Annotated in this window: 23 protein-coding genes and 1 pseudogene; 23 read left to right on the forward strand and 1 reads right to left on the reverse strand. The window is 46.2% G+C overall.

Annotation, left to right across the window (positions count from 1 at the left end; all coding sequences use genetic code 11):
• The 22 genes from B5F25_RS17650 to B5F25_RS17765 form a co-directional block, all read left to right on the forward strand.
• The coding region (locus B5F25_RS17650; RefSeq protein WP_275532630.1) for an RHS repeat-associated core domain-containing protein at positions 1-2,289 on the forward strand (2,289 nt) is incomplete at its 5' end.
• 20 nt (positions 2,290-2,309) lie between these two features.
• A complete protein-coding gene (locus B5F25_RS17655) occupies positions 2,310-3,242 on the forward strand; it encodes a hypothetical protein (protein WP_087251152.1) in 933 nt (310 codons plus the stop codon).
• Between the two features lie 20 nt (positions 3,243-3,262).
• On the forward strand, positions 3,263-4,237 hold the full coding sequence (locus tag B5F25_RS17660; RefSeq protein ID WP_087251154.1) for an FRG domain-containing protein: 975 nt from the start codon (positions 3,263-3,265) through the stop codon (positions 4,235-4,237).
• A gap of 349 nt (positions 4,238-4,586) precedes the next feature.
• Positions 4,587-5,819, forward strand: a complete 1,233-nt coding sequence (locus B5F25_RS17665; RefSeq protein ID WP_087251156.1) for an AAA family ATPase — start codon at positions 4,587-4,589, stop codon at positions 5,817-5,819.
• Positions 5,816-6,319: a hypothetical protein gene (locus B5F25_RS17670; protein WP_087251158.1), complete on the forward strand. Its 504-nt coding sequence runs from the start codon at positions 5,816-5,818 to the stop codon at positions 6,317-6,319. The genes B5F25_RS17665 and B5F25_RS17670 overlap by 4 nt, the downstream gene beginning before the upstream one ends.
• 358 nt (positions 6,320-6,677) lie before the next feature.
• The gene (locus tag B5F25_RS17680) at positions 6,678-7,658 is read left to right on the forward strand and encodes a pseudohemocyanin (RefSeq protein WP_087251160.1); all 981 of its coding nucleotides are present in this window, start codon (positions 6,678-6,680) and stop codon (positions 7,656-7,658) included.
• Between the two features lie 443 nt (positions 7,659-8,101).
• Complete coding sequence (locus B5F25_RS17685) at positions 8,102-8,725, forward strand: helix-turn-helix domain-containing protein (RefSeq protein ID WP_013617096.1); 624 nt, start codon at positions 8,102-8,104, stop codon at positions 8,723-8,725.
• Positions 8,726-8,727: 2 nt separating this feature from the next.
• Entirely contained in the window at positions 8,728-9,867 is a 1,140-nt protein-coding gene (locus tag B5F25_RS17690) for a StlD/DarB family beta-ketosynthase (RefSeq protein WP_087251162.1), read from the forward strand.
• 251 nt (positions 9,868-10,118) lie between these two features.
• The gene (locus tag B5F25_RS17695) at positions 10,119-10,646 is read left to right on the forward strand and encodes a TetR/AcrR family transcriptional regulator (protein ID WP_013617094.1); all 528 of its coding nucleotides are present in this window, start codon (positions 10,119-10,121) and stop codon (positions 10,644-10,646) included.
• Positions 10,647-11,088: 442 nt separating this feature from the next.
• Entirely contained in the window at positions 11,089-13,416 is a 2,328-nt protein-coding gene (locus tag B5F25_RS17700) for an ATP-binding protein (protein ID WP_087251164.1), read from the forward strand.
• Positions 13,391-14,716, forward strand: coding sequence for a sigma-54 dependent transcriptional regulator (locus B5F25_RS17705; RefSeq protein ID WP_087210445.1), 1,326 nt, complete (start codon positions 13,391-13,393; stop codon positions 14,714-14,716). The genes B5F25_RS17700 and B5F25_RS17705 overlap by 26 nt, the downstream gene beginning before the upstream one ends.
• Before the next feature lie 597 nt (positions 14,717-15,313).
• Positions 15,314-17,179 (forward strand): DUF3945 domain-containing protein, encoded by a 1,866-nt coding sequence (locus B5F25_RS17715; protein ID WP_087251170.1) that lies wholly within the window; start codon positions 15,314-15,316, stop codon positions 17,177-17,179.
• A gap of 43 nt (positions 17,180-17,222) precedes the next feature.
• Positions 17,223-17,495, forward strand: coding sequence for a DUF4099 domain-containing protein (locus B5F25_RS17720; protein ID WP_013617090.1), 273 nt, complete (start codon positions 17,223-17,225; stop codon positions 17,493-17,495).
• 59 nt (positions 17,496-17,554) lie between these two features.
• Entirely contained in the window at positions 17,555-19,354 is a 1,800-nt protein-coding gene (locus B5F25_RS17725) for a DNA topoisomerase (RefSeq protein WP_087251173.1), read from the forward strand.
• Between the two features lie 61 nt (positions 19,355-19,415).
• Entirely contained in the window at positions 19,416-19,658 is a 243-nt protein-coding gene (locus B5F25_RS17730; protein ID WP_140406975.1) for a hypothetical protein, read from the forward strand.
• Between the two features lie 6 nt (positions 19,659-19,664).
• On the forward strand, positions 19,665-19,877 hold the full coding sequence (locus B5F25_RS17735) for a hypothetical protein (RefSeq protein WP_013617087.1): 213 nt from the start codon (positions 19,665-19,667) through the stop codon (positions 19,875-19,877).
• A 19-nt stretch (positions 19,878-19,896) separates the two neighbouring features.
• On the forward strand, positions 19,897-20,109 hold the full coding sequence (locus B5F25_RS17740; protein WP_013617086.1) for a hypothetical protein: 213 nt from the start codon (positions 19,897-19,899) through the stop codon (positions 20,107-20,109).
• 31 nt (positions 20,110-20,140) lie between these two features.
• A complete protein-coding gene (locus tag B5F25_RS17745) occupies positions 20,141-21,232 on the forward strand; it encodes a PRTRC system protein E (RefSeq protein ID WP_013617085.1) in 1,092 nt (363 codons plus the stop codon).
• A gap of 133 nt (positions 21,233-21,365) precedes the next feature.
• A complete protein-coding gene (locus B5F25_RS17750) occupies positions 21,366-21,587 on the forward strand; it encodes a PRTRC system protein C (protein WP_013617084.1) in 222 nt (73 codons plus the stop codon).
• A gap of 45 nt (positions 21,588-21,632) precedes the next feature.
• Positions 21,633-22,745, forward strand: a complete 1,113-nt coding sequence (locus tag B5F25_RS17755; protein ID WP_013617083.1) for a hypothetical protein — start codon at positions 21,633-21,635, stop codon at positions 22,743-22,745.
• 10 nt (positions 22,746-22,755) lie between these two features.
• Positions 22,756-23,460, forward strand: coding sequence for a prokaryotic E2 ligase family D protein (locus B5F25_RS17760; protein ID WP_013617082.1), 705 nt, complete (start codon positions 22,756-22,758; stop codon positions 23,458-23,460).
• A complete protein-coding gene (locus B5F25_RS17765) occupies positions 23,457-24,251 on the forward strand; it encodes a PRTRC system ThiF family protein (protein WP_087251175.1) in 795 nt (264 codons plus the stop codon). Before B5F25_RS17760 ends, B5F25_RS17765 begins: the two co-directional genes overlap by 4 nt.
• Before the next feature lie 216 nt (positions 24,252-24,467).
• On the opposite strand, the gene B5F25_RS17770 is transcribed toward B5F25_RS17765, so the two are convergent.
• The gene (locus tag B5F25_RS17770) at positions 24,468-24,782 is read right to left on the reverse strand and encodes a helix-turn-helix domain-containing protein (RefSeq protein ID WP_087251177.1); all 315 of its coding nucleotides are present in this window, start codon (positions 24,780-24,782) and stop codon (positions 24,468-24,470) included.
• Between the two features lie 438 nt (positions 24,783-25,220).
• Between B5F25_RS17770 and B5F25_RS17775 the strand changes: the two are divergent.
• A pseudogene (locus B5F25_RS17775) lies at positions 25,221-25,837 on the forward strand (RHS repeat protein); the annotation flags it as partial.

Below are 25,837 nucleotides of genomic sequence, written 5' to 3' on the forward strand. Positions count from 1 at the left end.
CTGTTCCGCCGTTGGGAATACGACGGCAGGGGCAGGCTCGTGCAGGCGGTCGATGTGAAAGGCAACGCCACCCGCTATGCCTACGACCGTGCCGACAACCTCATCCGCCTTGAGGAGCCCGACGGCAACGTGCACCGTTTCGAGTACGACGCCATGGGCAACCTGGTCCATGCCGCCGACAACATCCGTGAGGTCAGATTCACCTACGGGGCTTTGGGCGTGCTGAAAAGCCGTGAGCAGGAACGGCACCGCATCACCTTCGGCTACAACAGCGAGCTGCAGCTCCGCCGTATCGGGAACGAGGCGGGCGACAACTATTTCTTCGGGCTGGACGGGCTGGGACAGGTCATTACGGAGACAGGCTTCGACGGCCTGCGCCGCGAGTACGAGCGTGACGGGGCCGGACGGATCACACGGGTGAACCGTCCCGGCGGCAAATGGACCGGATACCTCTACGACGGGCTGGACAACATCCTGAAGGAGGAACAGTACGACGGCGAGGTGTCCCTTTACACCTATGACAAGGACGGGCTGCTCGTCAAGGCACAGAACGCGGAGAACCTGCTGGAGTTCACCCGTGACAGGAAGACGGGACTGGTCACCGGGGAAAAACAGGGAGAATATACCGTCAGCCGCACGTATGACAGCGAAGGCAACTGCACCCGCATCACCAGCAGTCTGGGCGCGGACATCCGCCATACATACGACCGGGAGGGTAATCTGCAAACCATGCAGGCGGGCGAGGGCTGGCAAGCGTCCTGGGTGCGTGACAACACCGGGCTGGAGGTGCAGCGCACGTTCTCCGGCGGCGTGACCGTCAGGACGGAGCGCGACCGTTTCGGGCGCGAGGTGCGCAAGTCCGTGCGGTCGGGCGGCATCGAGCGCGGGGCGTACCGTTACGAGTGGGGCATCGCTAACCGGTTGCTCGCCAAGGAGAACGAGCTGACCGGAACGGTCATGCGCTACGACTACGACCGTTTCGACTTCCTCATCCGCCAGGAAACGACAGACGGCTCCGAGACGGACGTGATATACCGCGTGCCTGACTTCGTGGGAAACCTCTTTGAAACACCGGAAAGGAAAGACCGCAAATACGGTGCGGGAGGACGGCTGCTGGAAGACCCGGATTGTTTCTACCACTACGACGACGAAGGAAACCTCATTTTTCGCGAGTTCAAGGAGTTGCAGGACAACGCCGTGCCCCATGACCGCAGGCGCATGGAAAAGGAACGCGGCATCCGCTGCCGGGCTACGGGCATGGGATGGCTCTACGAGTGGGCGTCCAACGGCATGCTGAAGAAAGTCGTACGTCCGGACGGCAGGCCGGTGGAGTTCCGTTACGACGCGTTAGGACGCCGCATCGCCAAGCGGTATTTCGGAAAGGTAACACGCTGGGTGTGGGACGGAAACGTGCCGCTGCACGAATGGTGCTACAAGGTAGCGGAAACACAACGGGACGAAGAGGGAAACACCCCTCCGAAAGAACCGGCAGAAGATATCACCACCTGGGTGTTCGAGGCAGGCACGTTTGTTCCTGCGGCAAAGCTACAGGATGGCAAGCAGTATTCCATTATGTCCGACTACTTGGGTACACCCATTCAGATGTATGACGGACAAGGAAATAAGACCTGGGATTGCACGCTGGATATTTATGGGAAAGTGCTTGCCGTTGATAAGGGTACGGAGTTTGATTGTCCGTTCAGGTTTCAAGGACAGTATGCGGATGAAGAAACAGGATTGTATTACAATCGCTTTAGATACTATGAACCGGAGATTGGTAGTTATATAAGTCAAGATCCAATCAGCTTTTTTGGAGGAAATCTTGCTCTCTACACATATCCACATAATCCTAATATATTATTTGATGCTTTAGGATTACACATAATGAAGGGAGAAATCTATAGCCAAAAAGGAGGAGATTTAATTCTCCAAAAGGAATATTATAGTGGACGAACACATAAAGGTAAGCTAAATTTCCAGCAGCAACTTTTAACCCATACTGAAAGATACTTTTTAGATGAAGTAGAAGATATTGTGAGCCCTGGTAATCATTTAAAAATGACAGGTACATTAAATCCTTGTCGCCCTGGTTGTCAACCTGCTATTCGGCGTTTTGTATTAAAAAATAATGTAACTGTTGAATATTTTGCAACAGATACTAACACCAAATTTGAATGGTACAAATCTGCTGATGGTAAAGTTATTCAAATTGAAAATGGTATAAAATATGAGTATAGATATGATGAAAATTTAAATCAAAAAGGAAGTCGAAAAAAGAAACATCATTAACAAACATAAATCAAAAAATTATGGAAAAAAACGATTTTATAAAATATTGCAAAATATTACTGCGTAGTGTATCTGTAAATATAGAAGAGCAGACTTCAAACTGTTCAAATATACTTATTCTCAAAAGTTTAAATTTACCCGATTTTATAACTTTTATAGAAGAACAAAAAGAAATTATGTTCTTTTTTCACTACGATAAAGATACTGTATACTTAATAAAAGATAGAGAAACTTTTAATCCTCCCATTTATTATAATGACGGGGATCTTTTTCTTGAAGAATCTTCTAATTTTCTACTTATAGAATTAGCCTTATGGATTTCAACAAAATCTAAAAATACATATTCGTGTCATAAATTTGATTATTTAAAAATACGTGACTATTTTCCTATTTGGATTAGATATGACTACTGTTTACATACATTAAGGATAAATGAAAGTTTGTCATCCTTTTTCATTCGAAAAAGAGATATAAAAATAACATTTGTAGCGCCAACAAAATTGATTTTAAATAAAATATTAATGGATTTAGCTATAGCAAATGAAAAACAAAAATCTCTATCTAACACTTACAATAAAGAAAAGATATTAGATAATAAAAAAGTTATATTACAAATAGACGAAACTATAGTAAAACAAGATATAGAATTGAATGAACTAATTGAAAAATGGATAGTCTTACTATCTAGTAGTGCAATAAATAAAATTAAAACAAAACTTTCAACATCTCTAACTAAGGAAACATTCTCTCAAAATGAAAGTTTATCAAAAGCAGAACTAAAAGAAAAAGCCGACCTATTATACAATAATCTATATATCAATAAAATAATTATAGACAAAAAATTTATCAACATACATTTTTTGTCTCAAAATTTGTTTCCTGATTATATTATTAATTGTATTGTAAATACCAAACTATCAATTAAAGAATATTACTTAGAACCAAATGTTTAAATTTAAGAATGTAGAGGCTTATGGGTAGTTTATCAGAGTATAATAATTTGGAAGAAAAAAGTCAGTATTACAATTGTACAAAAATTGATAATATACAAGACTTCGACAATATCTTCCAAGATATTGTCCAACATCAATCTGAATATGTCTTTCGTTCAGTGAATGAAGCCAGATTCAAACTTTATTCATCAGCTCAACGCCAGTGGATATGGAATGATTTATTCAAGAATTATCATTCTTATGAAGATTATATTAACAGTCGCATTGTTTTGGTTCAGAACCATCAGGATATAATATCCTTCTTTTCCAACAACAAAATTTCACTGAATGATTTTGCCATTCTTGCACTACTTCAGCACTATGGTCAGCCGTCTCCATTGGTTGATTTCACCTATAATCCACACCTCTCCTTGTTCTTTGCATTTGATCGTGTCAGACTGGGAGCAACAGGAAATGAGATTGACAATTATGTTTCTCTATACCGCTTAAAACATACACATCCTTGTTTTTGTAGCATACAAAAAGTCAATGAACATGGAGCCGTTACATTAAGTAATACCTTAAAGGACTTAGGAATTCCTATATCTCAAATAGATACCAAAAAGGTTTTATTTGACATTCAAAACCTTACATACAAACAATATGCTGATATTGGAATTATACTTGTTCATGGAGATAAAATGGGAATAACAAACATTAAAATTCCCTCTTTAGGTTTTGCCTGTACCTACAACATCACCAATCCGAACCTAAAAAATCAAGAAGGACTGTTTATGCTGAATACAACAGAAAATGAACCTTTAGGAGAACTGGTAAGAAAAAAACACCGATATGTATCTCCTCTCATTGATTGTTATAACATCAATAAAAAATTGGAGTCGCATATAAGAAAAACATATCTCAATCCATTAGGAATAGATTGTTCTATGATTTATCCGAAAGATCAGGATTCACAAAATTTGCAAAAGTGGTTTGCAAGTTTTCCTAAAATTTAGGATGGTTATTTATTCAATGTATTGACAATCAATAATATAATTGTTATTGTCAATATATATATTTATGGATTCACATTACAAATATTCATCAAATTAACAAAACGAAATTCAGACTGATGTCGAAGGCTATAAAGGAAATCTTTCCTACTTCTGTTTTCTATGTTGTCTTTTATGCGGCAAATTCCATTTGTTCACTCCAAAGATTCAACAGCATGTGGGCAGAAAAGCATTTCCCTGAAAATTGGAAAGGTATTTATGTTCAGGGCTAATAAACCTAATAAACCCCGTCATCCGTTAGGTTATCTCGCTCAGAAACACTATCTTTGCCGTAAGTCTATACAACAAATATATGAGTAGAATCAAGATTAAAGATTTCGGTCCGATAAAAGCGACAACATCTGCAACGGACGGATGGATAGATATAAGTAAGGTGACTGTCTTTACCGGCAACCAGGGCAGCGGTAAAAGCACGGTCGCCAAGCTGGTTTCCACCTTCACATGGATGGAAAAGGTTCTGACACGGGGTGATTTTAAGGAGAAAGAATTTACCGCCGCCAAGTTTAAGAACAAGTACTGCGGCTATCACCGCATTTCCAATTATTTCATAAAGGAGCGTACCGAAATTGTCTATGAAGGAGAAGCCTACAGGTTTACCTATACCCGACAAGGTGAATTTGTTATAGAGAAGAAATCCGGTGCGTTGGATGGATATGTGCTTCCGCAAATCATGTATGTGCCGGCTGAACGGAATTTCATCAGCATGGTCAATAGCCCGAACCTGATCAAGGACTTGCCGGATGCCTTGCTGGGCTTCCTTACGGAATACAACAATGCCAAACAGCGCATCAAGGGAGGTCTGGAACTACCCATCAACAATGCGCAGCTTGAATACAACAAGCAGAATGACATTGTATCCGTCAAAGGCGAGGACTACAAGGTGAAGCTCATGGAGGCATCCAGCGGCTTCCAGTCTGTCGTGCCGCTCTATCTGGTATCATTGCATTTGTCCGAGTCCGTAAAAGGTCAGGCAGGCAATGCGCAGAAAATGAGCAGCGATGAAGCCAAGCGGTTCGAGGCGGAAGTAGCCAATATCTGGAACATGCCGGACCTGACGGACGAACAGCGGCGAATAGCCCTCTCAGCTGTGTCGGCAAGATTCAACAAGGCGGCATTCGTCAATATTGTGGAGGAGCCTGAACAGAACCTCTATCCCGAATCGCAATGGATGATTATGAAACAGTTGCTGGCTTTCAACAATTCATTGGATGCAAACCGCCTGATTGTCACCACGCACAGCCCGTACCTTATCAACGGCCTGACAGTTGCCGTCAAGGCAGGCATGCTCTTGGCATCCTGTTCTTCGTCTGACGGGATGAGGGAAAGGATAAATTCCGTTTTTCCCGCAGAATCGGCCATACAGCCCGATGAGATAGCCATTTATGAGTTCAATGAGGTCAAAGGGACTGTAACCGTATTGGACACATATCACGGGCTGCCTTCCGATGACAACTTCCTCAACAATATGCTGGAGAGAACGAACGAAGATTTTGCGGATTTATTGGAAATACAACAGGAACTATGATAGATTTTTTCCCGAAAGAGTATATCGTTTCGTCAAGCAGACGCAAGTTCGGTATATGCGACCGTCCGGCTCCTGCTGCCGAAAAGGCATACATTGCAGAAAAACAGGGGCAGGACTGGATTGCGGCGGTGGACAATTATCCCCAGATAAAGGTGAATTTCGTACCGGTTGACCATTGCATCGAGCTGCGCAGGGCGGACGGAAGTATGGACAACCGCTGCGACGGCTGCTTGTTTTATAGAGATACAATCATATTTGTGGAGTTGAAACAGAGGAAAGGCAAGGGCAGCCAATGGATAAAGGACGGCGAACAGCAGTTGCGTTCCACCATCGGTTATTTCGAGCGGCAGGAAGAGGCTCGTGATTTTCTCGTAAAGCAAGCCTACATAGCCAATAGCGAAAAACCGTTTTTCCGGACAGGACAGGCTGTACGGATGGAGCGTTTCTTTTCAGATACAAATTATATATTGAGAATAGAAAACAGGATAAAAATAGAATAACTGATAAACTTTGTAATAAATTCGGCGGATTCGGAAACCGATTCCTATATTTGCATTGTTTATAATGTGTTTTACTTGGAGTCTGTTTAAATTTTGTTCAGGTTAATTTTGCGAATTATTTTCGAGGATGTTTTCCTGGTTTTATGAGGAGTATAGCGGGCTATCTGACAAATAAAATCAGAAAAACAGACCGGAAACAAACTCAAAAGAACCTAATATACATATTACTTTATCGGAAAATTTAAACAGACTCTCAATTTGTGCAGTGTTTTCGGCGAAAATCGGAACAGATAAATCTGCATAGCAGCTTACCTTTGTACCGTTAATACGAAGTTTCATTTAATACCGAATTTTAGTTATGGTAGATAGTCAAAAAATTAGGTTTCTCAACGAGGTGGTCTCCAAGTCCAGACCGCAAAATGTGGATTACACACCGCACAATGGATGTTTTTGTGTCCTCCTCTTTGCATTGCAGCCCATTGATTGGGTAAGTGTCCAACAGCGTGACTTCAAACTTACGGGAGAACTGAAAGAAAATGAGTCGCTTTCCGTTACCCTTATTATCGGCAGCGAAGCACTTTTCAGTATCTCAGATCTTCCCTATGTGGCGCCTCAAGGCGACCGTACACCTATTTTCCAGATTCTCCGCGCTTCCATTTGTTGTGCGTATGGAGCATTGCGTTTGCCTTATCTGCACCGCAATATACGCAAAATCGATGGAAAAGATTTCCCTTTGGCAAAGTCTGATTCAGCACAGCGGATAAATTCGGAAGTCGGTTTTATGAAGCGGTTGGCAAAAGTAAGCAACGACGCCAAACATCATGTAAGGGCGCGGGCGGTATTGATTCATCCTGCCTCAAGCCGGTTGAAGAATGTCATTTCTTATTATAAGGAGTACGAAACAGGTACATACAACCAAATCAATGCTTCGCTGGAGGCTTTGAAATCTCTTGCTCCTGACAGGGACAATGTGGAGGGTGGTACGCCCGATGTGTTCGCATGGGACTACTATTCAGACGATCCTGGCGAAGCCTATAATCTTCGCATAGCTGCACTCAATGCCCACAGCAAAGAGAAAGAACGTTTTTGGTGGGATTATTTAAAGCTGAACATTTTCCTGAGCGATTCTGAATACGAGGCCGCTTATTATGTATTGATGAACCGTTGGCAGGTTCCCGTAATTCAAAAGTGGATAGCCGAATACCGGGATAGGGGGTATTATGAGTCTCAGCGGGCGCAGGATTATCTCCTCTTCTATATCAAGGCAAGCGAAAAGGCTCCGGTCCGTGTCTTGAATTCCCAGGGAGTCCCGGTCAAAATCAAAATGATTCCACGGTAGCAAGTATTTATCACTGCATTCTTAGGGTAAAGCCGAAACGTTTGTTAACATATAGGTGGCAAATGTTTCGGCTTTTGCTTTGTTTCTATTAAGAATTCTTATACTTTTGCCCTGAAAACAAAACCGACCGGACGGTTTAATAATATGAAGGTGACGATAATATGTGAGACATGTGCCAAAGATTTGGTGGTACTGCATTTAAAAAGGCATAGGAATACGTCTCATTCGAAAATTCCACTTTTGTTTGAGCCTTCCTATGCCTACAAACCGACTAATTGGATTTGTGTAAGACAAAAATAGTAAAAAGTGAAAAGAGAGTAGAATAATAACCCGATAAAAATGTATATGTTGCCAAATTTAATGATTACAATGCAGAATATAAATAGATTTATTGAATTTCTTCTTCCGAAATCATACCTTTGTATCAAAACAAATTTATAAGTATGCAAAGTGTTAAAGGAACAGAAACAAAAAATTTGATACGAGAAGCTGCATTTAGATTGTTTCTGACTGAAGATTATGAAACGGTTTCTCTGAAAGATATAGAAAAAATTACTAAAATGACAAGAGGGTGTACTTCTTATCATTATCCGACAAAAAAGGATCTATTAGTGGACGTTATTAATGTGTATATTTTAGATACACAAAAAAACAAGCATCAATCTGATAGCATTTATGATATGTCTTTATTGGAATATATAAATTATTATGTAGAGAATATTGCGAAAACTATGGATAGACTTTCTCAGTTTGTTATGCCAGAAGCGCAAATCAATGGAACACGCGCGTATATGAATTTGGTTTTACAAGCAGAAAAATATTATCCGGGATTTCATCAAATGCTTAATGAAATAGAAAGTCAAGAAATTATGCAATTGAAAGCGATATTAAAACGGGCACAAGATAAAGGTGAAATACGTAACACATGCAATATAGAATTATTTGCTCAGCAAATGAGATTAGTTTTTTTAGGAAAGTCGTATCAAGATGCATTAAAAAATGGACTGAACATAAATGCTTTAAAAGAGCAACTCTATTTTTTATATTTTCTAATTAAAAGTAAATAGTAATGGAAAATGATGTTTTTATTACGGGAACATCCTGCTATTTCCCGAATGCCCCTGTATTCAATGAATACATGGAAGATTATTTGGGTTTAATTACTGGACAACATTCTAGAGTTAAGCCCATAATACTGAAACAAAATGGAATTAAACAGCGTTATTACGCATTAACGAAAGAACAAAAGATTACCCATACGAATGCAGAAATGGCTGTTTACTCTATTGTAAAACTATTAGAGCAATCTTCTATAGGAGATCAGGATGTAGAGTTATTATCGTGTGCGACATCAAGTCCAGATCAAATGCTTCCATCTCATGCTTCTATGGTGCATGGTCTGTTAAAAAAGAAGCCCTTAGAAATCTTTTCGGCTTCAGGAATATGCCTATCTTGTCTTCAGGCTTTTAAAGTAGCATATTGGGGCATTTTATCTGGAGAAAAAAAGAATGCAATATGTAGCACTTCAGAGTTGACATCTGCAACATTACTGTCTAAAAATTATGATATCGAATATGAAAAATGTGCAGATCTTGGAGTTCAACCATATATGGCACTTGAAAAAGATTTCCTACGGTTTATGCTTAGTGACGGAGCTAGTGCCGTTTTGCTCCAAAATAGTCCTGGTACAGGGAAAGCATTACGTATTGAGTGGGTAGAAATGGTATCTTATGCCAATGAACTTCCAACCTGTATGTTCATGGGGGCAGAAAAAAGAGAAGATGGGGAGTTAAAGAGTTGGAAAGTCTTTAGTAATCAAGAAAGAATAGACCGTTCTCTTTTTGTTGTAAAACAGGATGTTAAATTGTTAGGCCTAAAAGCCGTACCATATTGGGCAAAACATATCAAATCTTGTTTGGAAATGCATAATGTCTCTCCTGACTCTATTTCTTACGTTATTCCCCATGTTTCATCTATGTTCTTCTATGATAAGATAATCAATGAATTGAAAAATGTGGGGGTGGGAATTGATGAAAGTAAGTGGTTTACCAATTTGCCTAAAGTGGGAAACATTGCATCTGCGGCTATTTTTGCGGCATTGGATGAGTTTTGGAGAACACATGAACTTAAATCCGGTGAAAAAATTTTGCTGTTAGTACCTGAAAGCGGACGCTTTTCTTATGGAACCGTATTATTAAGTGTAGTCTAAATTTGGAAATTAGCGGCAAAAACTTTATCTTTGTCCCTCGTATAAAATAAAGCTTGATACATTAAGTACAGGTGTCATATTCATCTTTCAAACGAAAGTGGAAATTTCAAAAAGACGAGATGGTATATGATGACTTGCGCTATACATTGTCATATAGCACAGGTGCGTCAATACGTCTTTAGCTTTTTCCACTAGCTGTTTGAGTCTTGATTGCGTCTGTGCTATTTTTCAATGTTACGCGCAGTTATAAAATGGATCCGGACTTAAAACGAAAGATAATCAATGAAGCATACAGGCTATTCATTGCAAAAGGTATAAGAAATACTTCATTTTGCGATGTAGCTTTGGCTGTGCATAAGTCCAAGGGGGCGGTTATCCATCATTTCCCTTCTAAAAAACAATTGGTAGATGCTGTCATCCGTTTGCGCTTTTTCCCTGCTTCTAAGCTTACCTCGGAAATGGCATCCAGCCCGCACGAAAATTGGAATGAATTCACTCTTTTGTATAGGAATCCTATTGAACGTGCAATATCTGATTTCCCCGAGGAGTTGAAAGGAAACGGCTTGATGCATTATTTGCAATTTGTATCTTCTGCTGGTGAATACATGGATGAGTTTTCCCGTTTGTATCAGGAGTTGCTGTTTCAAGAACAGAACTTTCTTTTGGAAGTAGTTTATAAGGCATCACGGGAACATAAATTGGCTGTACATGACGCATATAGTTTTAGCCGGCAGTTTTTCGATTCTTCTATTGGAAAAACTTTCTTATGTTCGCTCTGAAAAATACTTCTGGGACACATCTGTATCTTCCCTTTTTGATTCCTCAATCTTATAGTTACAACTCAATCTAAAATACTGTATAATTGTTATTTATGCTCTATTTTGAATTTGTCGTATGCTGACTTTAGGATGATTTTTGAGGCATTTTCACTTGTGTAGTGAGAAAGATAGTGGATGACCTGATGAAGAAAGCGGTAACTTCCCAGTAAATCATCCAAAGCACACCGAAAATGAATACATCACCCCCAAAAACTTTTTGTAGAAATTCAAAACATAGGAACTAGATATGGATATCTGTTTTTTTATTCCTTGAAAAAGTCTATCTTTGCAAATAAATACCGACTGGTCGGTTTATATAATAAGTGATGACGAAGAATCTTCGCTATTTGTTGCAGGCCGATTTTTGTCTATATAAGCAATGAGTAACAAAGAGAAAATGTAAATGAAAATCAGTTTGTACCCCCGGTCTCTTCTGGCAAAGATTGCTGTAGGATATGCCGTTATACTTTTAATCATAGGAAGTATTATATATACAGGTATTTATGAATGGAAAGAGCGCAAAGTAAGGGAACAGGAAGCCAGACAGATCAGTAGCCGTAAACAGGAGATACATGATGTATATGTTAGGATGCTCGAACTTTCTTCCTTCTCGGAAACTTTCATAGAATGGGAAACGGAGGACTTACAGGCTTACCATAGGCAAAGGCTGTCTGTTGATAGTCTTTTGTGCAACCTCAAAGGTTGGTTGGTCGATGCGCATCTTGACAGCATCCGCAGATTATGGGAAGATAAAGAACAACTTATGGGGCAATACATGGTGACGGTACGTATGAAAGAGGACATGGACAGGAAGATTGCCCGGCAGATACCGGAAATAGCTCGTCAAAGTATGCTGGATGATGGTAATAAGAAGCGTAACTTTTGGAAAAGACTCTTCAGAAAGCGGAAGAATGACAGGCCTTCCTCTACGGCTTCCCGCTTGTACGATTTGGACAGAAATGTTGTAGATAGGCAACAGGAATACACGCGCAGGCTATTAGGGCAGGCGGATAGTCTTGCGGGAAAAAACAGGGAACTGAACGGACAGCTGAGGGCTATGCTCAGATACATGGACAGAACACTTTTGAAAGAACTGAAACAGAGAGAAGACAGGATAGCTGAGGCAGAAAAGCGTTCTTTTGCCACTACCAGTGGGCAAATCGCAATCATGGTGCTGCTGCTTGGAGTATCGTATGCAGTTATACATCGGGATATGGCACGTATCAATAGGTATAAAAGACAACTGGAAAAAACGGTCGGGCAACTGGAAAAGACCGTTTCTGAAAACAAGGTCTTGATTGAAGCCCGGAAAAGGATCATGCTGACTGTTACTCATGATTTACGTACGCCGCTTACTGCCATCGGCGGCAATATTGAACTGCTTTTAACAGAAGAAAACAAGGCTAAACGGGAGGAATACATCAGGACGATACGCCAAGTTACAGACCGTATGGCTTCCATGTTGGCCGGACTGCTGGATTTTTTCAGGTTGGAAAGCAATAAGGAAAAGCCGAACCCGGTTCCTTTCAGGATTCAAAGCATTACCGATGCATTGCAAGCAGAATTTATGCCTTTGGCTATCGAAAAGGGATTGAGGTTTGAGGTGGAGAATGGCTGTGATGCCGTAGTGGTGGGCGACAAGAAGCGGATTCTCCAGATTGGTGCCAATTTATTGTCTAATGCGGTTAAGTTCACTTCACAAGGCAAGATAACCCTTCGAACTGACTTTTCAGGTGGAGTCTTGTCTTTGGAAGTTGAAGATACAGGCACAGGAATCAGTGAGGAAGAACAGATGCGCATCTTTACAGCTTTTGAAAGGTTGCCGAATGCCGTTACCGTGGAAGGAGTCGGATTAGGACTGGCTATCGTAAAAGGGCTGGCGGAATTGCTGGGTGGAAAAATAAAATTGAATAGCCGGCTGGAAAAAGGAACTTGCTTTACGTTCTTGCTTCCTTTATCCTTAGCGGAAGAGATGCCTATGGAAAGCGGAGAAAAAATTTCAAGGGTGCTTCCGTTTACGGTATTGGCATTGGACAACGATGAGGTATTGTTGGCCATGATGAAGGAAATGTTTATCCGTCAGGGAGTACAATGTACCGTGTGCGCAAACGTGCGGGACATGATCGAACACTTACGATACCAGAATTATGATGTATTGATTACTGACTTGAAAATGCCACAGATGAATGGGTTTGATGTGCTTAAATTATTGCGGATGGCAAATGTCGGCAATTCACGTACGATTCCGGTCATCGCAGCTACAGCAACCGGAGGCGATATTTCCGGCTTGTCTGAGGCTGGGTTTGTTGCTTGCTTGCGAAAGCCGTTTTCCGCAGATGAACTGATGCGGGTATGTGTAGGATGTCTGGGAAATAAGAGGCAGGAAGAGCGGGTGGATTTTTACGCATTATTAAAATGTAGTAACGGACGGGAAATGCTTGATACGCTGATCCGCCAGACACGTGATGATATGGATGCGATGAGGAAATGTTTGGAGAAGGAAGACCGGAAGGCTTTGAACGATTGGATACATCATTTGAGCAGTTCTTGGGAAATGATCCATGCGGCCAAACCGCTACGCGAAATGTATGAAAAACTCCATCAGATGCCGGAATGCACGCATGAGGAGCTTGTTTTGGCATTTCAAAATATAATAGATAAAGGAGGAGAAATAATTAAGTTGGCACAACAAACTATACAGGCTTATGAGGGTGATAGTTATAGAGGATAACATATTGTTCTGCGATTATATTTGTGGTTATTTGCAAAAGGCGGGATGGAAAACGGTAAAAATCCATCACCTTGCGCAGGCAAGAAGATTTATGCTCTCTTCTCTGGGTGAAGAAGATACCCTCTTGGCCGATTTGAGATTGCCGGACGGTGAAAGCACATCTTTGCTGGAATGGATGCGGAAACAGGGATATTCCCAACCTTTTATCATCATGACACAGTATGAGGATATACATGCGGCAATCCATGCGATGAAGTTAGGGGCCGAGGACTATATACTGAAACCATTGATAGAAGACAAGTTGCTGCCTGTAATGGAAAAAATAAGGAGCAGGAATCTGTCGTTTTCCAAAGTGATATACGAACGGAAAAGCAAAGCGTTCAATGAATTGTACCATTACATCCGTTTGGTTGCACCTACGGATATGTCCGTGCTTATCTGGGGGGAAACGGGAACTGGAAAGGAACATTTGGCCGGCAATATACACAGGCAAAGTTTGCGGGCCAATAAGCCTTATGTGACAGTTGATTGCGGTATGTTACCCAAAGAACTTGCTGCATCCGCTTTTTTCGGTCATGTTAAGGGGGCTTTTACAGGAGCCTTGAAAGAAAAGGCCGGATATTTCCAGGAAGCGCATGGCGGCACATTGTTTATTGATGAGGTGGAGAATCTTCCGCTTGAGACACAGCAGATGCTGTTACGTGCCATGGAAGAACGCAGGTATCGGCCGGTAGGAGGCGGACAGGACAGGAGGTCAGACGTACGCATCATTGCGGCTACCAATGAAAACCTGCACAAGGCAGTGGCGGAAAAGCGTTTCCGGGCAGACCTCCTTTATCGTTTGCAGGACTTTACGATGACGGTGCCTGCGCTGTGCCACTGCCCTGAAGATATTCTTCCGTTGGCTGATTTTTTCCGGCGACAATATAGTGAAAAATGGCAGTTGGAAGTTTCTGATTTTGACGAGCCGGCTAAAAGAATGTTGTTGGAACATAGCTGGCCGGGCAATGTGCGTGAATTGAAACAAGTGGTTCAGGCAGCGGTGGTGCTAAGTGAAGGGCAATGTATTTCTTCCAGGTACTTGAAGATAACCCCGACTTTAGGACCGGAAACAATGAAAGTCGGTAGAAATAGTAAGAAAATGCAGTCTCTCTTGCAGGAAGAAGAGCAAGCAGAACAACAGATAAGGCAGGCAATTGCCGAATCAAACGGGAATTTGACCCAGGCAGCGGCATTGTTGGGAATCAGCCGCCCGACACTGTACAAAAAGATGAATCGCTATGGTATATCAAATCAATAAAATATAGAGGATATTCCAATTTTCCCCCTTCCATCAAAGGTAATTCCGTTTCCGTTTTGCCAGCCGCGTTTCCGCCGGTTTTCGTGAGAATTTTCATAACCGGCTTCGCCGGGAAAATTCTCACGAAAAAGAACGCGGCGGCAACCGGAAACGGAATTAAGGAATGATTACAGGGGCAAAACTGCGACCGACGCGACGCATGAATGATTCTGAGCAACAGGCAGAGGCCTGATTTTTGACACCAGTCTTCAAACTAACAGAAATTCTCCAGTTATACATTACTTTCGTTGTTGGGCATCCGGTATCTTAAAGTTTACAGGGGGCTTCCAGCTCCCTCTGCTCTGCATGGCTTGGGCTGTGCGCAGCATCTGTCCTTTCCTTTATTCGTTCCTATCCGCTTATTTCTCTTGTGCTTCATCCGCATTTGTTTTTCACCCACATTTTTCCCTTTTCCCGGTCTGTTCCATGCTCTTTCCTGACATTTGAAGACACCTGATGACATGTAATGCCACTTTTTTAAAAATCAAAGGATTATCCAAATTATGTCTCTACTTTTGACGTGTCAAAACAAACCGTTAACACCTAAAAACGACGCGTATGACACAGAAAAGAGAAATGGAAAAAGAACCAAAAATGAAGCGTGCCCGCAAAGCTGCCGCCAAACCGGCAGCAGAGTCCGCGCCCTATGTGGAGCAAGTCAGCGAACTGCTGATGATCCACAATAAGAATGACCCGAAGGCTGGTGTCCAGACAGTCAGCGAGGCAGATGAAAAAGGCAACTGCAAGACTGTGCCTGCTGATGAAAGGCATGAGAACGAGTTCCTGAAGTTTGACAAGAATTCGAGCATACTCGAAAATTTCATTAAGAATTTCTGGAGCCAGTTCCGTGAACCGACCCACTTCCGCCTGATTCGCCTGACTTTTCAGGATTACAAGCGTAACAGGCAGGCCATAAAGGATTTGGCGGAAGGAAAACAGACGGACGCAGTGAAAGAGTTCCTCAAGCACTACGAGATCCGTCCGAAAAAGCAGAAGGAGGAACAAAACAAGAATCTAAAACAAGATGCGACAATGGCAAAGAAACAGACAGTGAACGAACAGCCGGCGGCAGCGCCCCAGTATGCCGAACAGCACACCGAAGTACAGCAGGCCGCGCAACAGTCCGCACAGCAGCCCGTACAGGAAGAACAGCCGCAGGGACCCTCCTACCGGTATAACGAGAACATGATAGACTGGGAAGGGCTGAAAAATATCGGGGTATCCAAAGAGATGCTGGAACGTATGGGAGTGCTTGACGGCATGCTCAAGGGGTACAAGACCAACAAGCTGGTGCAGCTGTCATTGAACCTGCCCGGGTTGGCGACCGTCCGCATGGATGCCCGCCTTTCCTTCATGAGCAACCCGAACGGCGAGGTGACGCTGGGCATTCACGGCATCCGCAGGGAACCGGAACTGGAACGCCCCTATTTCGGGCATATCTTTACGGAAGAGGACAAGAGGAACCTGCGTGAGTCGGGCAACCTGGGGCGTGTGGTAAATCTGGACTTCCGGAACAACGGCAATGCCGAACCTTGCCTGGTCTCGCTGGACAAGGTGACGAACGAACTGGTGGCGGTACGTCAGGAGCATGTGTTCATTCCGGATGAGATCAAGGGGGTGAAGCTGGAACCTGACGAGATTGCCCGCCTGAAAAACGGGGAGGCCGTCTATGTGGACGGCATGACGTCCAAAAATGGCAAGGAGTTCAACGCCACCATCCAGTACAGCGCGGAACGCAGGGGCATCGAATATATTTTCCCGAAGGACCAGGTGTTCAACCAGCAGACATTGGGAGGCGTCAAGCTCTCGCCCGAACAGCTCAAGATGCTTAGCGAAGGGCACACCATCCTGGTGGAGGATATGAAACGCAGCAACGGAACCACATTCTCGTCCTTTGTGACACAGGACCCGGAAACCAGCCAGCTGAAGTACACGCGGCATAATCCGGAAACGGGTGAGATCTACATCCCGAAAGAAATCAACGAAGTCCGCCTGACACCGGAAGACAGGGAGGCATTGCGCAAAGGCCAGCCCGTTTTCCTGGAGAACATGATTTCACGCGACGGCAGGGAGTTTTCCTCTTTTGTGCGCCTGAACATGAACAACGGGTATCCGCAGTATTCGCGCACGCCGGACGGATTCAGCGAGCAGCAGGAAGCCAGGATTCCTGCGGAAGTCTACGGCAAAGTGCTTTCGGCCAAGGAACGGGCGGACCTGCAGGACGGCAAGGCGGTGCTTCTTTCCGGCCTGAAAGGAAAAAACGGAAAGGAGTTTTCCTCCTATGCCAAAGTCAATCCGAGCACCGGCATCCTGAATTTCTACCAGGAAAATCCGGACCGGAAACGGAACATCTCACGAAACGCGGCACAGGCTGAGACCACCCAGTCCCAGCAACAGAAACGCAGTGCAAAACAGGCAGTCTGACAGAAACATCATTCATTCACGAACCCTTCTAAACAAGAACAATATGGGAAAGAAAAGCAACTGTATTTTTTCAGAAACCGACATGGACTGGACACGGCTTCAGTCTTTCGGAATCAGCAGACAGCAACTGGAAGACAGCGGCAATCTTGATCCGCTCCTTTCCGGAGAGGAGACAGCCGTCCTGTCCGTCCATTTGAGAACGGCCCTCATCGACCTGACGATGGATGCCACCATCCGCCTCGTGCGCAGTACGGACGGAAATGCGCTCATGGAAATCAACGGGGTCAGCCCTGATAACGGATCTTTTGAAGAATAACGATGGTCAAACCCGTTTCCCCGTGCTTCAGGCACGGGGAAACACCAATAACAAATAAAATGGAACATACACTCATATTGACAGACAAGCCCGAAGTGGGCAAGACAATAGCAAGAATCATAGGCGCGGACAAGCGCGGGAACGGATACATGGCAGGAGGCGGCTACATAGTGACCTGGACCTTCGGAAACATGCTTTCCCTGGCCATGCCGAAAGACTACGGCAAGGCACGTGTGGAGCGGAAGGACTTTCCGCTGGTGCCCCGGCCCTTCCAGCTGATGGTCAAGCATGTCCGTACAGACAACGGCTGGATTCCCGACATCAATGCGGTCAAACAGCTCAAGGTCATCGAGAAATTGTTACCGGAATGTTCCCGCATCATTGCCGCCACGGATGCTTCGCGCGAGGGTGAACTGCTGTTCCGGCAGCTTTACCGATATCTGGGATGCAGCCTGCCGGTACTCCGCCTCTGGATTTCCTCGCTTACGGAGCAGGCGGTGCGCGAGGGCATGAAGCGTATGCAGCCGTTGGAAATGTACGACGGCCTGTTTCGGGCGGGAGACAGCCGGGCAAAGGCAGACTGGCTGCTGGGCATGAACGCGAGCTATGCGCTCTGCCGGGCGACAGGCTTGGGCAACCATTCCCTGGGACGGGTGCAGACCCCCGTACTGGCCGCAATCAGCGGACGTTACCGGGACCGGGAGAACCACATAGCCTCAGACAGTTGGCACATTTATGTCAGTACCGCCAAGGAGGGCATCCCGTTCAAGCTGCGCAGCGTGGACACGTTTCACGACCGGGATCGTGCCGGGGAGTTCCATCGCGACTGCAGCCATGCCGGAGGTCTCCGCATCACAACCGTCACCCGGTGGGTCAAGGAACTTCCACCGCCTGCGCTGTACAGTCTGGGCGAACTGCAGAAGGATGCCGGCCGCTATTATGGATTGACAGTATGCGAAGTGCATGACATTGCACAGAGCCTGTATGAGAAGAAGCTCATCTCTTATCCGCGCACCTCCTGCCGTACCTTGTCGCCTGACGTTGCCGCCATGTTGCCGGACATTATGGGAAAGATGCTGGCTTGGGACGGTTTGAAAGCTTATGTACAGGAAGCGGGCATCGACCCTACGTGCCTGCCGGAACATGTTGTCGGATACGACAGCGCTGCCCATCCGGCCATCATCGCAACAGGAGTGTGTCCCGGAAGGCTCGAACTTGACCGGCGCGAGATGCAGGTCTACCTGCTTGTGGTTGGACGGATGCTTGAAACCTTCATGCCTCCTTGCAAGGTGGAGTGTACTACGGTAGATGCCGTATGTGCGGCACTCCGTTTCCGTGCAGACACTTTCCGGATAGTGGAACAAGGGTGGCACGGCATATTCGGCCGAAAGGGCGACATTGCCCCGGAAGATGCCGTTTTCCTGACCCTGCCCGATATTTCCGCCGGCGAGACTTTGCCGGTTCCGGCATGCAGCCTGGTGCGCCGGCGCAGCCTGCCGCCACCGCCCTATACCGATGCGCAGCTGGTGGAATATATGGAAAAGGCCGGGCTGGGTACGTCTTCTACCCGTGCGGCTATTCTCCACACGTTGCTTGACCGCAAATACATCCGTTATTCGGGCAAATACATCGTTCCCACACGCAAAGGGCTGTATATCTACGAGACGGTACGCGGCATGAAGATTGCCGATCCGTCCCTCACTTCCGGCTGGGAAGCGCAACTGGAAGACATGGAACAAGGCAAACTCGCCCAGGAAACATTTTTGAAGGAGGTGTCCAGGCTGGCGGGCGAGGTGACGGATGAGATTTTCCGTCTGTGCGGTTCCAAGGGAGAAAAATCCGAAGATGATACCGTTTAATGAATCCTTATCCGCTTGGCTGCATAAAGCCCGGCAAACAAAATGAAAAGGGATGCAGGCCGTGAGGTCTGCATTTTTTTATTTAGGTGAAAATATTTTTCCGTTTTTACGCAGCAAAGGTAGCGGATTGCTTTTTCCTGCCCAAGGCGAGCCCCCTTGGGGCTTGGTTGGCTGGGAAAAAATCATCCTCGCTTCGCTGCGGTATTTTTTCCCGCCAAGCCTTGTGCAGGAAACTGCCAATCCGCTACCCGGCCTTTGTAAAATCGGGAAAACATACCCCGATGGGGTCATTCACTTAAAATGAAAAGATATGAAAATCAGAATCATCAAATGCATCGGCAGGACGGTCATGGTGCTGTGCCTGTTCATCGGTACATTTCTCCTGCTGAAGAGCGGGATTGTATCCGCAAATATCCTTGTAGCCATCCTGTTGGCTGGAGAAACCATTTCGTTGGCATTCCGTGCCATACGTCTCTTTTTCAAGGCAGCCGTATGGCTGGCCGTATTCGGAATTTTATTGTAACTGTTAAAGCCAAGAACACATGAAGACAATAACAACTGCCCCTTCCGCCCCCGCCATGCCCGTTGCATGGCCGATACCGTATAATCCGTCACGTCCTGTGAAGCGGCGTTTTCCGGACACGGCAGACGAACCGCGTACCATAGGCTATTACCTGGAACCGTTGCGGGACATCGCCTCACGACCGGACAGGGCTGAACTGCTGAAGCTTTTCATGCAGGAAACCATAGAATAAGCCAATTAATAACCTTTTAAATTTTAGATTTATGTTTTTTGAACAGATTTACCAACTGATCAGCACAGGCACTGACCTGAGCATCAACATCCGCAGGATGAATGACAAATTGAATGTGGCGGTCATGCCCCGGAACAACGCCCTGAAAGAGGAACAGCAGCAACACATGGTGCCCCTCGTCCTTAGCGGGACACCTGAGGAACTGGACCGGGAGTTCCTGCAGGCGGTCATGGCACCGGTAAAGAAGGCGCTCGGCATCCTGACGAACCTGGAAGCTTTCGAGAAGGCGGCAGAAAAGACCGCTTCACAGGCCAAACCGGGAAAAACTGTCGAAAAAGAATCCAAAGAAGCCCGTGAAAAACGGGAGAAAATGGAAAAACTGATGAAGAAGGCGGACGATACGGCTGCGGCAAGCAGGTTTTCCGAAGCGCAGACCTGGTTAAAACAGGCACGTCTGCTTGCCACGGCTGATAAACAGAAAGAAATTGACGCCAAGATGCAGGAGATTCAGCGCAAGGCGAATGCCGGAAGTCTCTTCGGAGCGCAGGAAGTCGGGCTTGAACCGCCAGCACAGCAGCCTGTTCCGACTCCTGCTCCGGCACAACAGGCGTCCGCCCAGCCCCATCCGGTCAATGGCAATCCCATACAAAGGACTGATGCCGGACCGATGTCACCTCACGGAGCGGGCAGAAATGCCGCTGTTCCACCGGCATCGGTCGCACAGCCGGCAGCACAACCCATACCTCCGCAGCCGGAATACGGATGGGGAGCGCCGTACGGACAGCAGCCGCAGACAACGCCGCCACAAGGTTTTATCCCTAACGGACAGCCATACCCGCCTTACGGGCAGCCTGTATATCCCCCGTATCCGGGAACCTATCCGTATGTGCAGGCACAGCCGTCTGCCCCCGTACAGACATCGCCGAACCCTCCGGCAGCAGGCAGAACCCCGGATTTTCAACCCCACCCACAGGAGCCGGCAGCCCCTTACAGTTTTGACAAGGAAGATGAAGAGGACCGTGAACTGCTCCGTGAAGACCCTTATGCCGAATACCCGGATTTCCCGGAAGAGAACCGCATGAAGGACGAGGCGCAGCAGGAATTGGAACTGGTGTGCTGTTGACTTCCCGATGTACGGATTAAATCCGCTTATTACACGCAAAGGCTTATGTGTCAGGGTTCAACATCCGGCATCATAAGCCTTTGCCGCAATCATGAATAAATAGCAGTATTAACTTATTAAAAAGATAAAAGATATGGCACTTGAAGTCAAAGGACTCAAAAGAGTATTCAAAATGAAGAAAACAGGCACATACCTTGTTTTGGACGATCCGAACCCGGAAATGGCTCCGGCTGACGTAATGGATTTCTACTCCATGACCTATCCCGAACTGACCACGGCAAACGTACACGGCCCTGTCATAGAGGAGGACTGTGCGGTTTATGAGTTCAAAACGACCACCGGCGTAAAAGGATAAAGGTATGGCAAGAGTAAAACAGACTAATAAGAAGGAGAAACAGGCATGCGTACAGCTTACAGACTACCAGTTGCAGGAATTGGCACGGCAGATCATCTGCGAACTCGAACGGCAGACAGACATCAGCCGGGGGACATTGCGCAGGAGCATAAAGCTCCTGCCGCCACCCGGCACAACAATGGTTTTCTGACGGAACGGCTGCTTCCGGTTGCGCCGGATTATTGCATGGATGAGGACGATGTCACCTGTATAAACCTTACCACACCGGAGTCTTTCGACTACTTGTACCGGTCGGCGGTAAACTACGCCCGTCTGTTGGATGTCCGCCTGCCTTTCCCCAAAAAGAGCCGGAGCCGGTGCCCGAGGCTGGACATCGCCCGGCTTTTTGAGGTGATGGACAACCTGGTCCCTGAATCTGTCAATCTGGAAGTGGTGGAAGGCAGGCTGGCATTCTGCCTCTACCGGCACCACGACTGGCCGGACCACACCCTTTTCTGGCTGCCTTTGGATTTTACCAAGGCACTTTCCACGCCGGTAAGGAGGCTGGTACTTGAATTTATCCGCCGCTTCATGCTGCACCATGGCATGCAGGATTTGAAAGATACATATTACTATGAAATGGCGTGTGACGATTTGGAAAGCCGTCCCGCTTATGACGAGGACATAACACCGCGGGAAGCCAAAGCGTGGAAGAAACTGGTGGAATCCTATGAAAAGGGCGGGATTGACCGGATGCTGAAACGTATCTGGAAACGTCCGTTCTGTTCCGGCTTCTTCAGGAAACTGACAGAACATTGCCCGGAAAGGGAGAATGAACGGGGCTTGTTGGCGCTCGTAAAGGAAGGCATGGCTTTCATCGGCAAAGCCGTGCCTTCCATCATGTCCTACCAGTACGACTGGGCATATGAGGAGGAACCGGATTTCCGGCCCGTCCCATTGTATGAACAGGTCATGCTGGTCTATTCCATCCGTGACGTGCTGACGGAAGATATGATGGAGATTTTTAACTCGGACCAGCGGGAAACGTACTGCCTTTCCCCTGTCACCCGTATGCTGTTGTCTCCCGAAACGGACAGGCTATTTAGCATGGATGACTTTCCCGAACGCTTCGCCCGGTGGTTCGGGAAGTTTACAGAATATATTGAACGACATTTTTAACTGAAAGAAAATGAATGAACTGACAACCAGATTGCAGGAAATCATGGTGCCGAAAGCGGCACTCATCGCTTATGCGTATGATTCCAATACTTACAGAAGCAATGACAAATACCATCTTGAACTGCGTCCCATCAGTCCCGACGGACGTATGGGAGCTGCCATTCCCGTCAGCCACGAATTTATCGGGGCTTTGGCGGACAACTATTCCGCTGATATATGCCGTATTCCGTACGGGAGGATTCCGCCGAACCTGCTGGAGTGCAATTCCCGGAAAGGGCATGAGAAGTATGTCTGGTACAACCCTCCGGGAAGGCACCGGATGTTTTTCACCGGAGGTCTGAACATCGCTGACGGGGAGTTCAATCTTCCGGGAGTTGTCTACAAGGTGGAAAAGGAACAGATGGATATCTACGCATTCAAGGGGGACAGGCCGGAAGAAAGGACGGAGCTTTACCGGGCACCGTTCTTCAACGTCACACAAAGCAAGGTCTGCCTGGGCAGCACCTCGCTGGACGTTCCGCAGAACCCGACCTATGCCGATTGGCTGGCATATTGGGAAAAGCGTTTCTGGACAAGCGAGTTTTCCCATTTAGGAGGGAAAGTCAACCCAACCAGGAGCAACCTGGTCATCGTCACCGAGAATGCCCGCAACGCTCCCTTCAACGAAGAGGAGCTGCAACCGTTAAATATCAAATTGAAAGATTTATTGTCATGAAGAAGAAAAAAATACATTATACCGAGAATTACCTGCTTTCTCCGCACCACCCGGTCAGCGTCATCGTCATCGGTGCCGGCGGTACAGGGTCACAGGTCATCACCTCATTAGCCCGTATGGACAGGGCCTTGCAGGCATTGGGGCATCCGGGGCTTTATGTTACCGTTTACGACCCTGATGCCGTGTCCGAATCCAACATCGGACGCCAGTTGTTTTCCGAGCCGGAAATCGGCCTGAACAAGGCGGTCGCGCTCGTCACCCGGATCAACCGTTTTTTCGGCACGGCATGGACAGCGGAACCCCGCCGTTATCCGATGCCTGAAACAGGGAAGAGAAAGAACCGTACGGCGAATATCATCATCACCTGTACCGATAATGTACGTTCCAGGCTTACGCTCTGGCGGTTTCTGAAACCTTTCAGGGACAGTGTCCATATCAATGAGACCACTCCGATTTACTGGATGGATTTCGGCAATGCCCGCACCACCGGGCAGGTACTGGTCGGTACCGTGCGCAACAAGATTTACCAACCCGCTTCGGAACAGTACCAACCTACACCGCACCTGAATGTCATTACCGAGGAGGTCAGCTATTCCACGATTGACGAAAAGGACTCCGGCCCGAGCTGTTCGCTGGCGGAAGCCTTGGAGAAACAGGATCTTTTCATCAATTCCATATTGGCGCAGGCCGGTTGCGGCTTGCTATGGAAGATGATCCGGGAAGGATGTACGTTCTATCGGGGACTTTATCTCAATCTGGACACGATGCGCATGACTGCCGTCCCGGTCTGAGTGATGGGGCTTTAACATAATAAGAGAGCCGTATCAACATGCTGTTTTTGAGCAATGATACGGCTCTCTTAAATGAAACATACACATCTGAAACTGTTTTGAATTTATAGCCTGGAGCATACGCGAAAACGGCTGTCCAGGTCAAGGAAAGTTTTTGCAGAAATTCAAAACGGTCTTTATATGTATTGAGTGAGATAAGTTGCATCCGGTTTGTGTCTAACCCTTGTCAGGTTTCATAGCTTTCCCTTTCTGCCGGCTTTTGATGAAATCCCGTACTTCCGAAGCAAGGTAGAGTGTCCGCCCGTTGTCATCCACACAGTAATAAGGTATTTTTCCTTTTTCCCGGTAGCGTGCCAAGGTCCGTTGCGACACGCCAAGCAGTTCCGCCAAGTCCACATTGTCCAGAAACTGGTCTCCGTCCAGGCAATCCCGTTGTCGGTTCATGCGTTCCAGCTTCTTTTCGATACGCGCAAATCCTTCCGCCATCGTATTGATCATCTTTTCCAGCAGTTCATCGTCTATATAAGGCATAGTTATTCCTCCATGTTTTTAATAAGTGATACAATAATCACCCCTTCCGTGCGCACATGAGGAGTATATGGCTATAATAGTGAAAATACTGTGCCATGGAAAGCCTTTGGGACAACCACTCTTTGTCTTGTAATTGATATACAGCTAATTGCAAAATACAGATTTTATCTTTCGACATATAAGTGTAAACCTATGAACTGTAAACCCTTTACAGTTCATAGGTTTACACTTTACAGTCTTCCAATATATTCTTTAATCTACATTTTTATGAAATACAGTAGAAAAATGTTCCATTGAAAGATGCCCCTATTGAAAGATGTTACATAACATCAATAAATAACTGGTCTATATTTCTTTATCCCAAATTTAAAATTTATATTTGCACATATTATACCGATTAGTCGGTTTGTTATTTAGATAATAATGTAATATAAGAATATGTCCGTCATTTCTTCTTCTGGTTTGCCAGCTTCCGGCAGTTCGAGCCTTGTGCGCGGCTTTTCGGACCTTTTTACGGCCTCTAAGTCCGCCTTGGACAAGCTCCAATCGGGCCTGGCGGGAGCGCTTCCTTCCATGCCGGGCATGCCTGTGGCAAAGTTCGGCGACCTGTCCGTAGGGATCGACATGCACCCCACGGTCACGCCGCCTTCCCCCGTCATGCCCGTGCCGCACGTGGGCAAGGTGTACGACCTCATGGCCGACCTCATGGCAAGTCTGGCAACGGCCATCCCCCCGTCATCGGGCGGCGTGGCAGGCGTGGCGGGCAGCATACTCAAAGGCATGGCCCCGTCCGTGAAGGTTCACGGCCAGTGGATCGCCCAGGCGGGCATCGGCATCGTGCACCTGCCGGCATACGTCCTGCATTCCGCCCCGCTGGTCAGCGGCATGTCCGAGTCCGAGATGTGGATGGGCAGCTCGACGGTACTGGCGGACGGCGCTCCCTGCTCCACCCTGACGCATCCGGCACTGTCCTGCAACATAGTGGGAATACCGACCGTCCCCCGCAAGGGCAAGCCCAAGAAGGTCAGCAAGGCGCTGATGTCCCCCACCTCCAT

The sequence above is a fragment of the Bacteroides sp. An19 genome (assembly GCF_002160215.1).
In the GTDB taxonomy this organism is placed as follows: domain Bacteria; phylum Bacteroidota; class Bacteroidia; order Bacteroidales; family Bacteroidaceae; genus Phocaeicola; species Phocaeicola intestinalis.

Coding starts and splice junctions, on each gene's coding strand:
- B5F25_RS17770 (WP_087251177.1), bottom strand. CDS start 24,782: ATGCCTTATATAGACGATGAACTGCTGGAAAAGATGATCAATACGATG.
- B5F25_RS17715 (WP_087251170.1), top strand. CDS start 15,314: ATGACACAGAAAAGAGAAATGGAAAAAGAACCAAAAATGAAGCGTGCC.
- B5F25_RS17745 (WP_013617085.1), top strand. CDS start 20,141: ATGTTTTTTGAACAGATTTACCAACTGATCAGCACAGGCACTGACCTG.
- B5F25_RS17725 (WP_087251173.1), top strand. CDS start 17,555: ATGGAACATACACTCATATTGACAGACAAGCCCGAAGTGGGCAAGACA.
- B5F25_RS17755 (WP_013617083.1), top strand. CDS start 21,633: ATGCGTACAGCTTACAGACTACCAGTTGCAGGAATTGGCACGGCAGAT.
- B5F25_RS17750 (WP_013617084.1), top strand. CDS start 21,366: ATGGCACTTGAAGTCAAAGGACTCAAAAGAGTATTCAAAATGAAGAAA.
- B5F25_RS17690 (WP_087251162.1), top strand. CDS start 8,728: ATGGAAAATGATGTTTTTATTACGGGAACATCCTGCTATTTCCCGAAT.
- B5F25_RS17735 (WP_013617087.1), top strand. CDS start 19,665: ATGAAAATCAGAATCATCAAATGCATCGGCAGGACGGTCATGGTGCTG.
- B5F25_RS17680 (WP_087251160.1), top strand. CDS start 6,678: ATGGTAGATAGTCAAAAAATTAGGTTTCTCAACGAGGTGGTCTCCAAG.
- B5F25_RS17765 (WP_087251175.1), top strand. CDS start 23,457: ATGAAGAAGAAAAAAATACATTATACCGAGAATTACCTGCTTTCTCCG.
- B5F25_RS17665 (WP_087251156.1), top strand. CDS start 4,587: ATGAGTAGAATCAAGATTAAAGATTTCGGTCCGATAAAAGCGACAACA.
- B5F25_RS17705 (WP_087210445.1), top strand. CDS start 13,391: ATGAGGGTGATAGTTATAGAGGATAACATATTGTTCTGCGATTATATT.
- B5F25_RS17695 (WP_013617094.1), top strand. CDS start 10,119: ATGGATCCGGACTTAAAACGAAAGATAATCAATGAAGCATACAGGCTA.
- B5F25_RS17655 (WP_087251152.1), top strand. CDS start 2,310: ATGGAAAAAAACGATTTTATAAAATATTGCAAAATATTACTGCGTAGT.
- B5F25_RS17685 (WP_013617096.1), top strand. CDS start 8,102: ATGCAAAGTGTTAAAGGAACAGAAACAAAAAATTTGATACGAGAAGCT.
- B5F25_RS17740 (WP_013617086.1), top strand. CDS start 19,897: ATGAAGACAATAACAACTGCCCCTTCCGCCCCCGCCATGCCCGTTGCA.
- B5F25_RS17670 (WP_087251158.1), top strand. CDS start 5,816: ATGATAGATTTTTTCCCGAAAGAGTATATCGTTTCGTCAAGCAGACGC.
- B5F25_RS17700 (WP_087251164.1), top strand. CDS start 11,089: ATGAAAATCAGTTTGTACCCCCGGTCTCTTCTGGCAAAGATTGCTGTA.
- B5F25_RS17720 (WP_013617090.1), top strand. CDS start 17,223: ATGGGAAAGAAAAGCAACTGTATTTTTTCAGAAACCGACATGGACTGG.
- B5F25_RS17760 (WP_013617082.1), top strand. CDS start 22,756: ATGAATGAACTGACAACCAGATTGCAGGAAATCATGGTGCCGAAAGCG.
- B5F25_RS17660 (WP_087251154.1), top strand. CDS start 3,263: ATGGGTAGTTTATCAGAGTATAATAATTTGGAAGAAAAAAGTCAGTAT.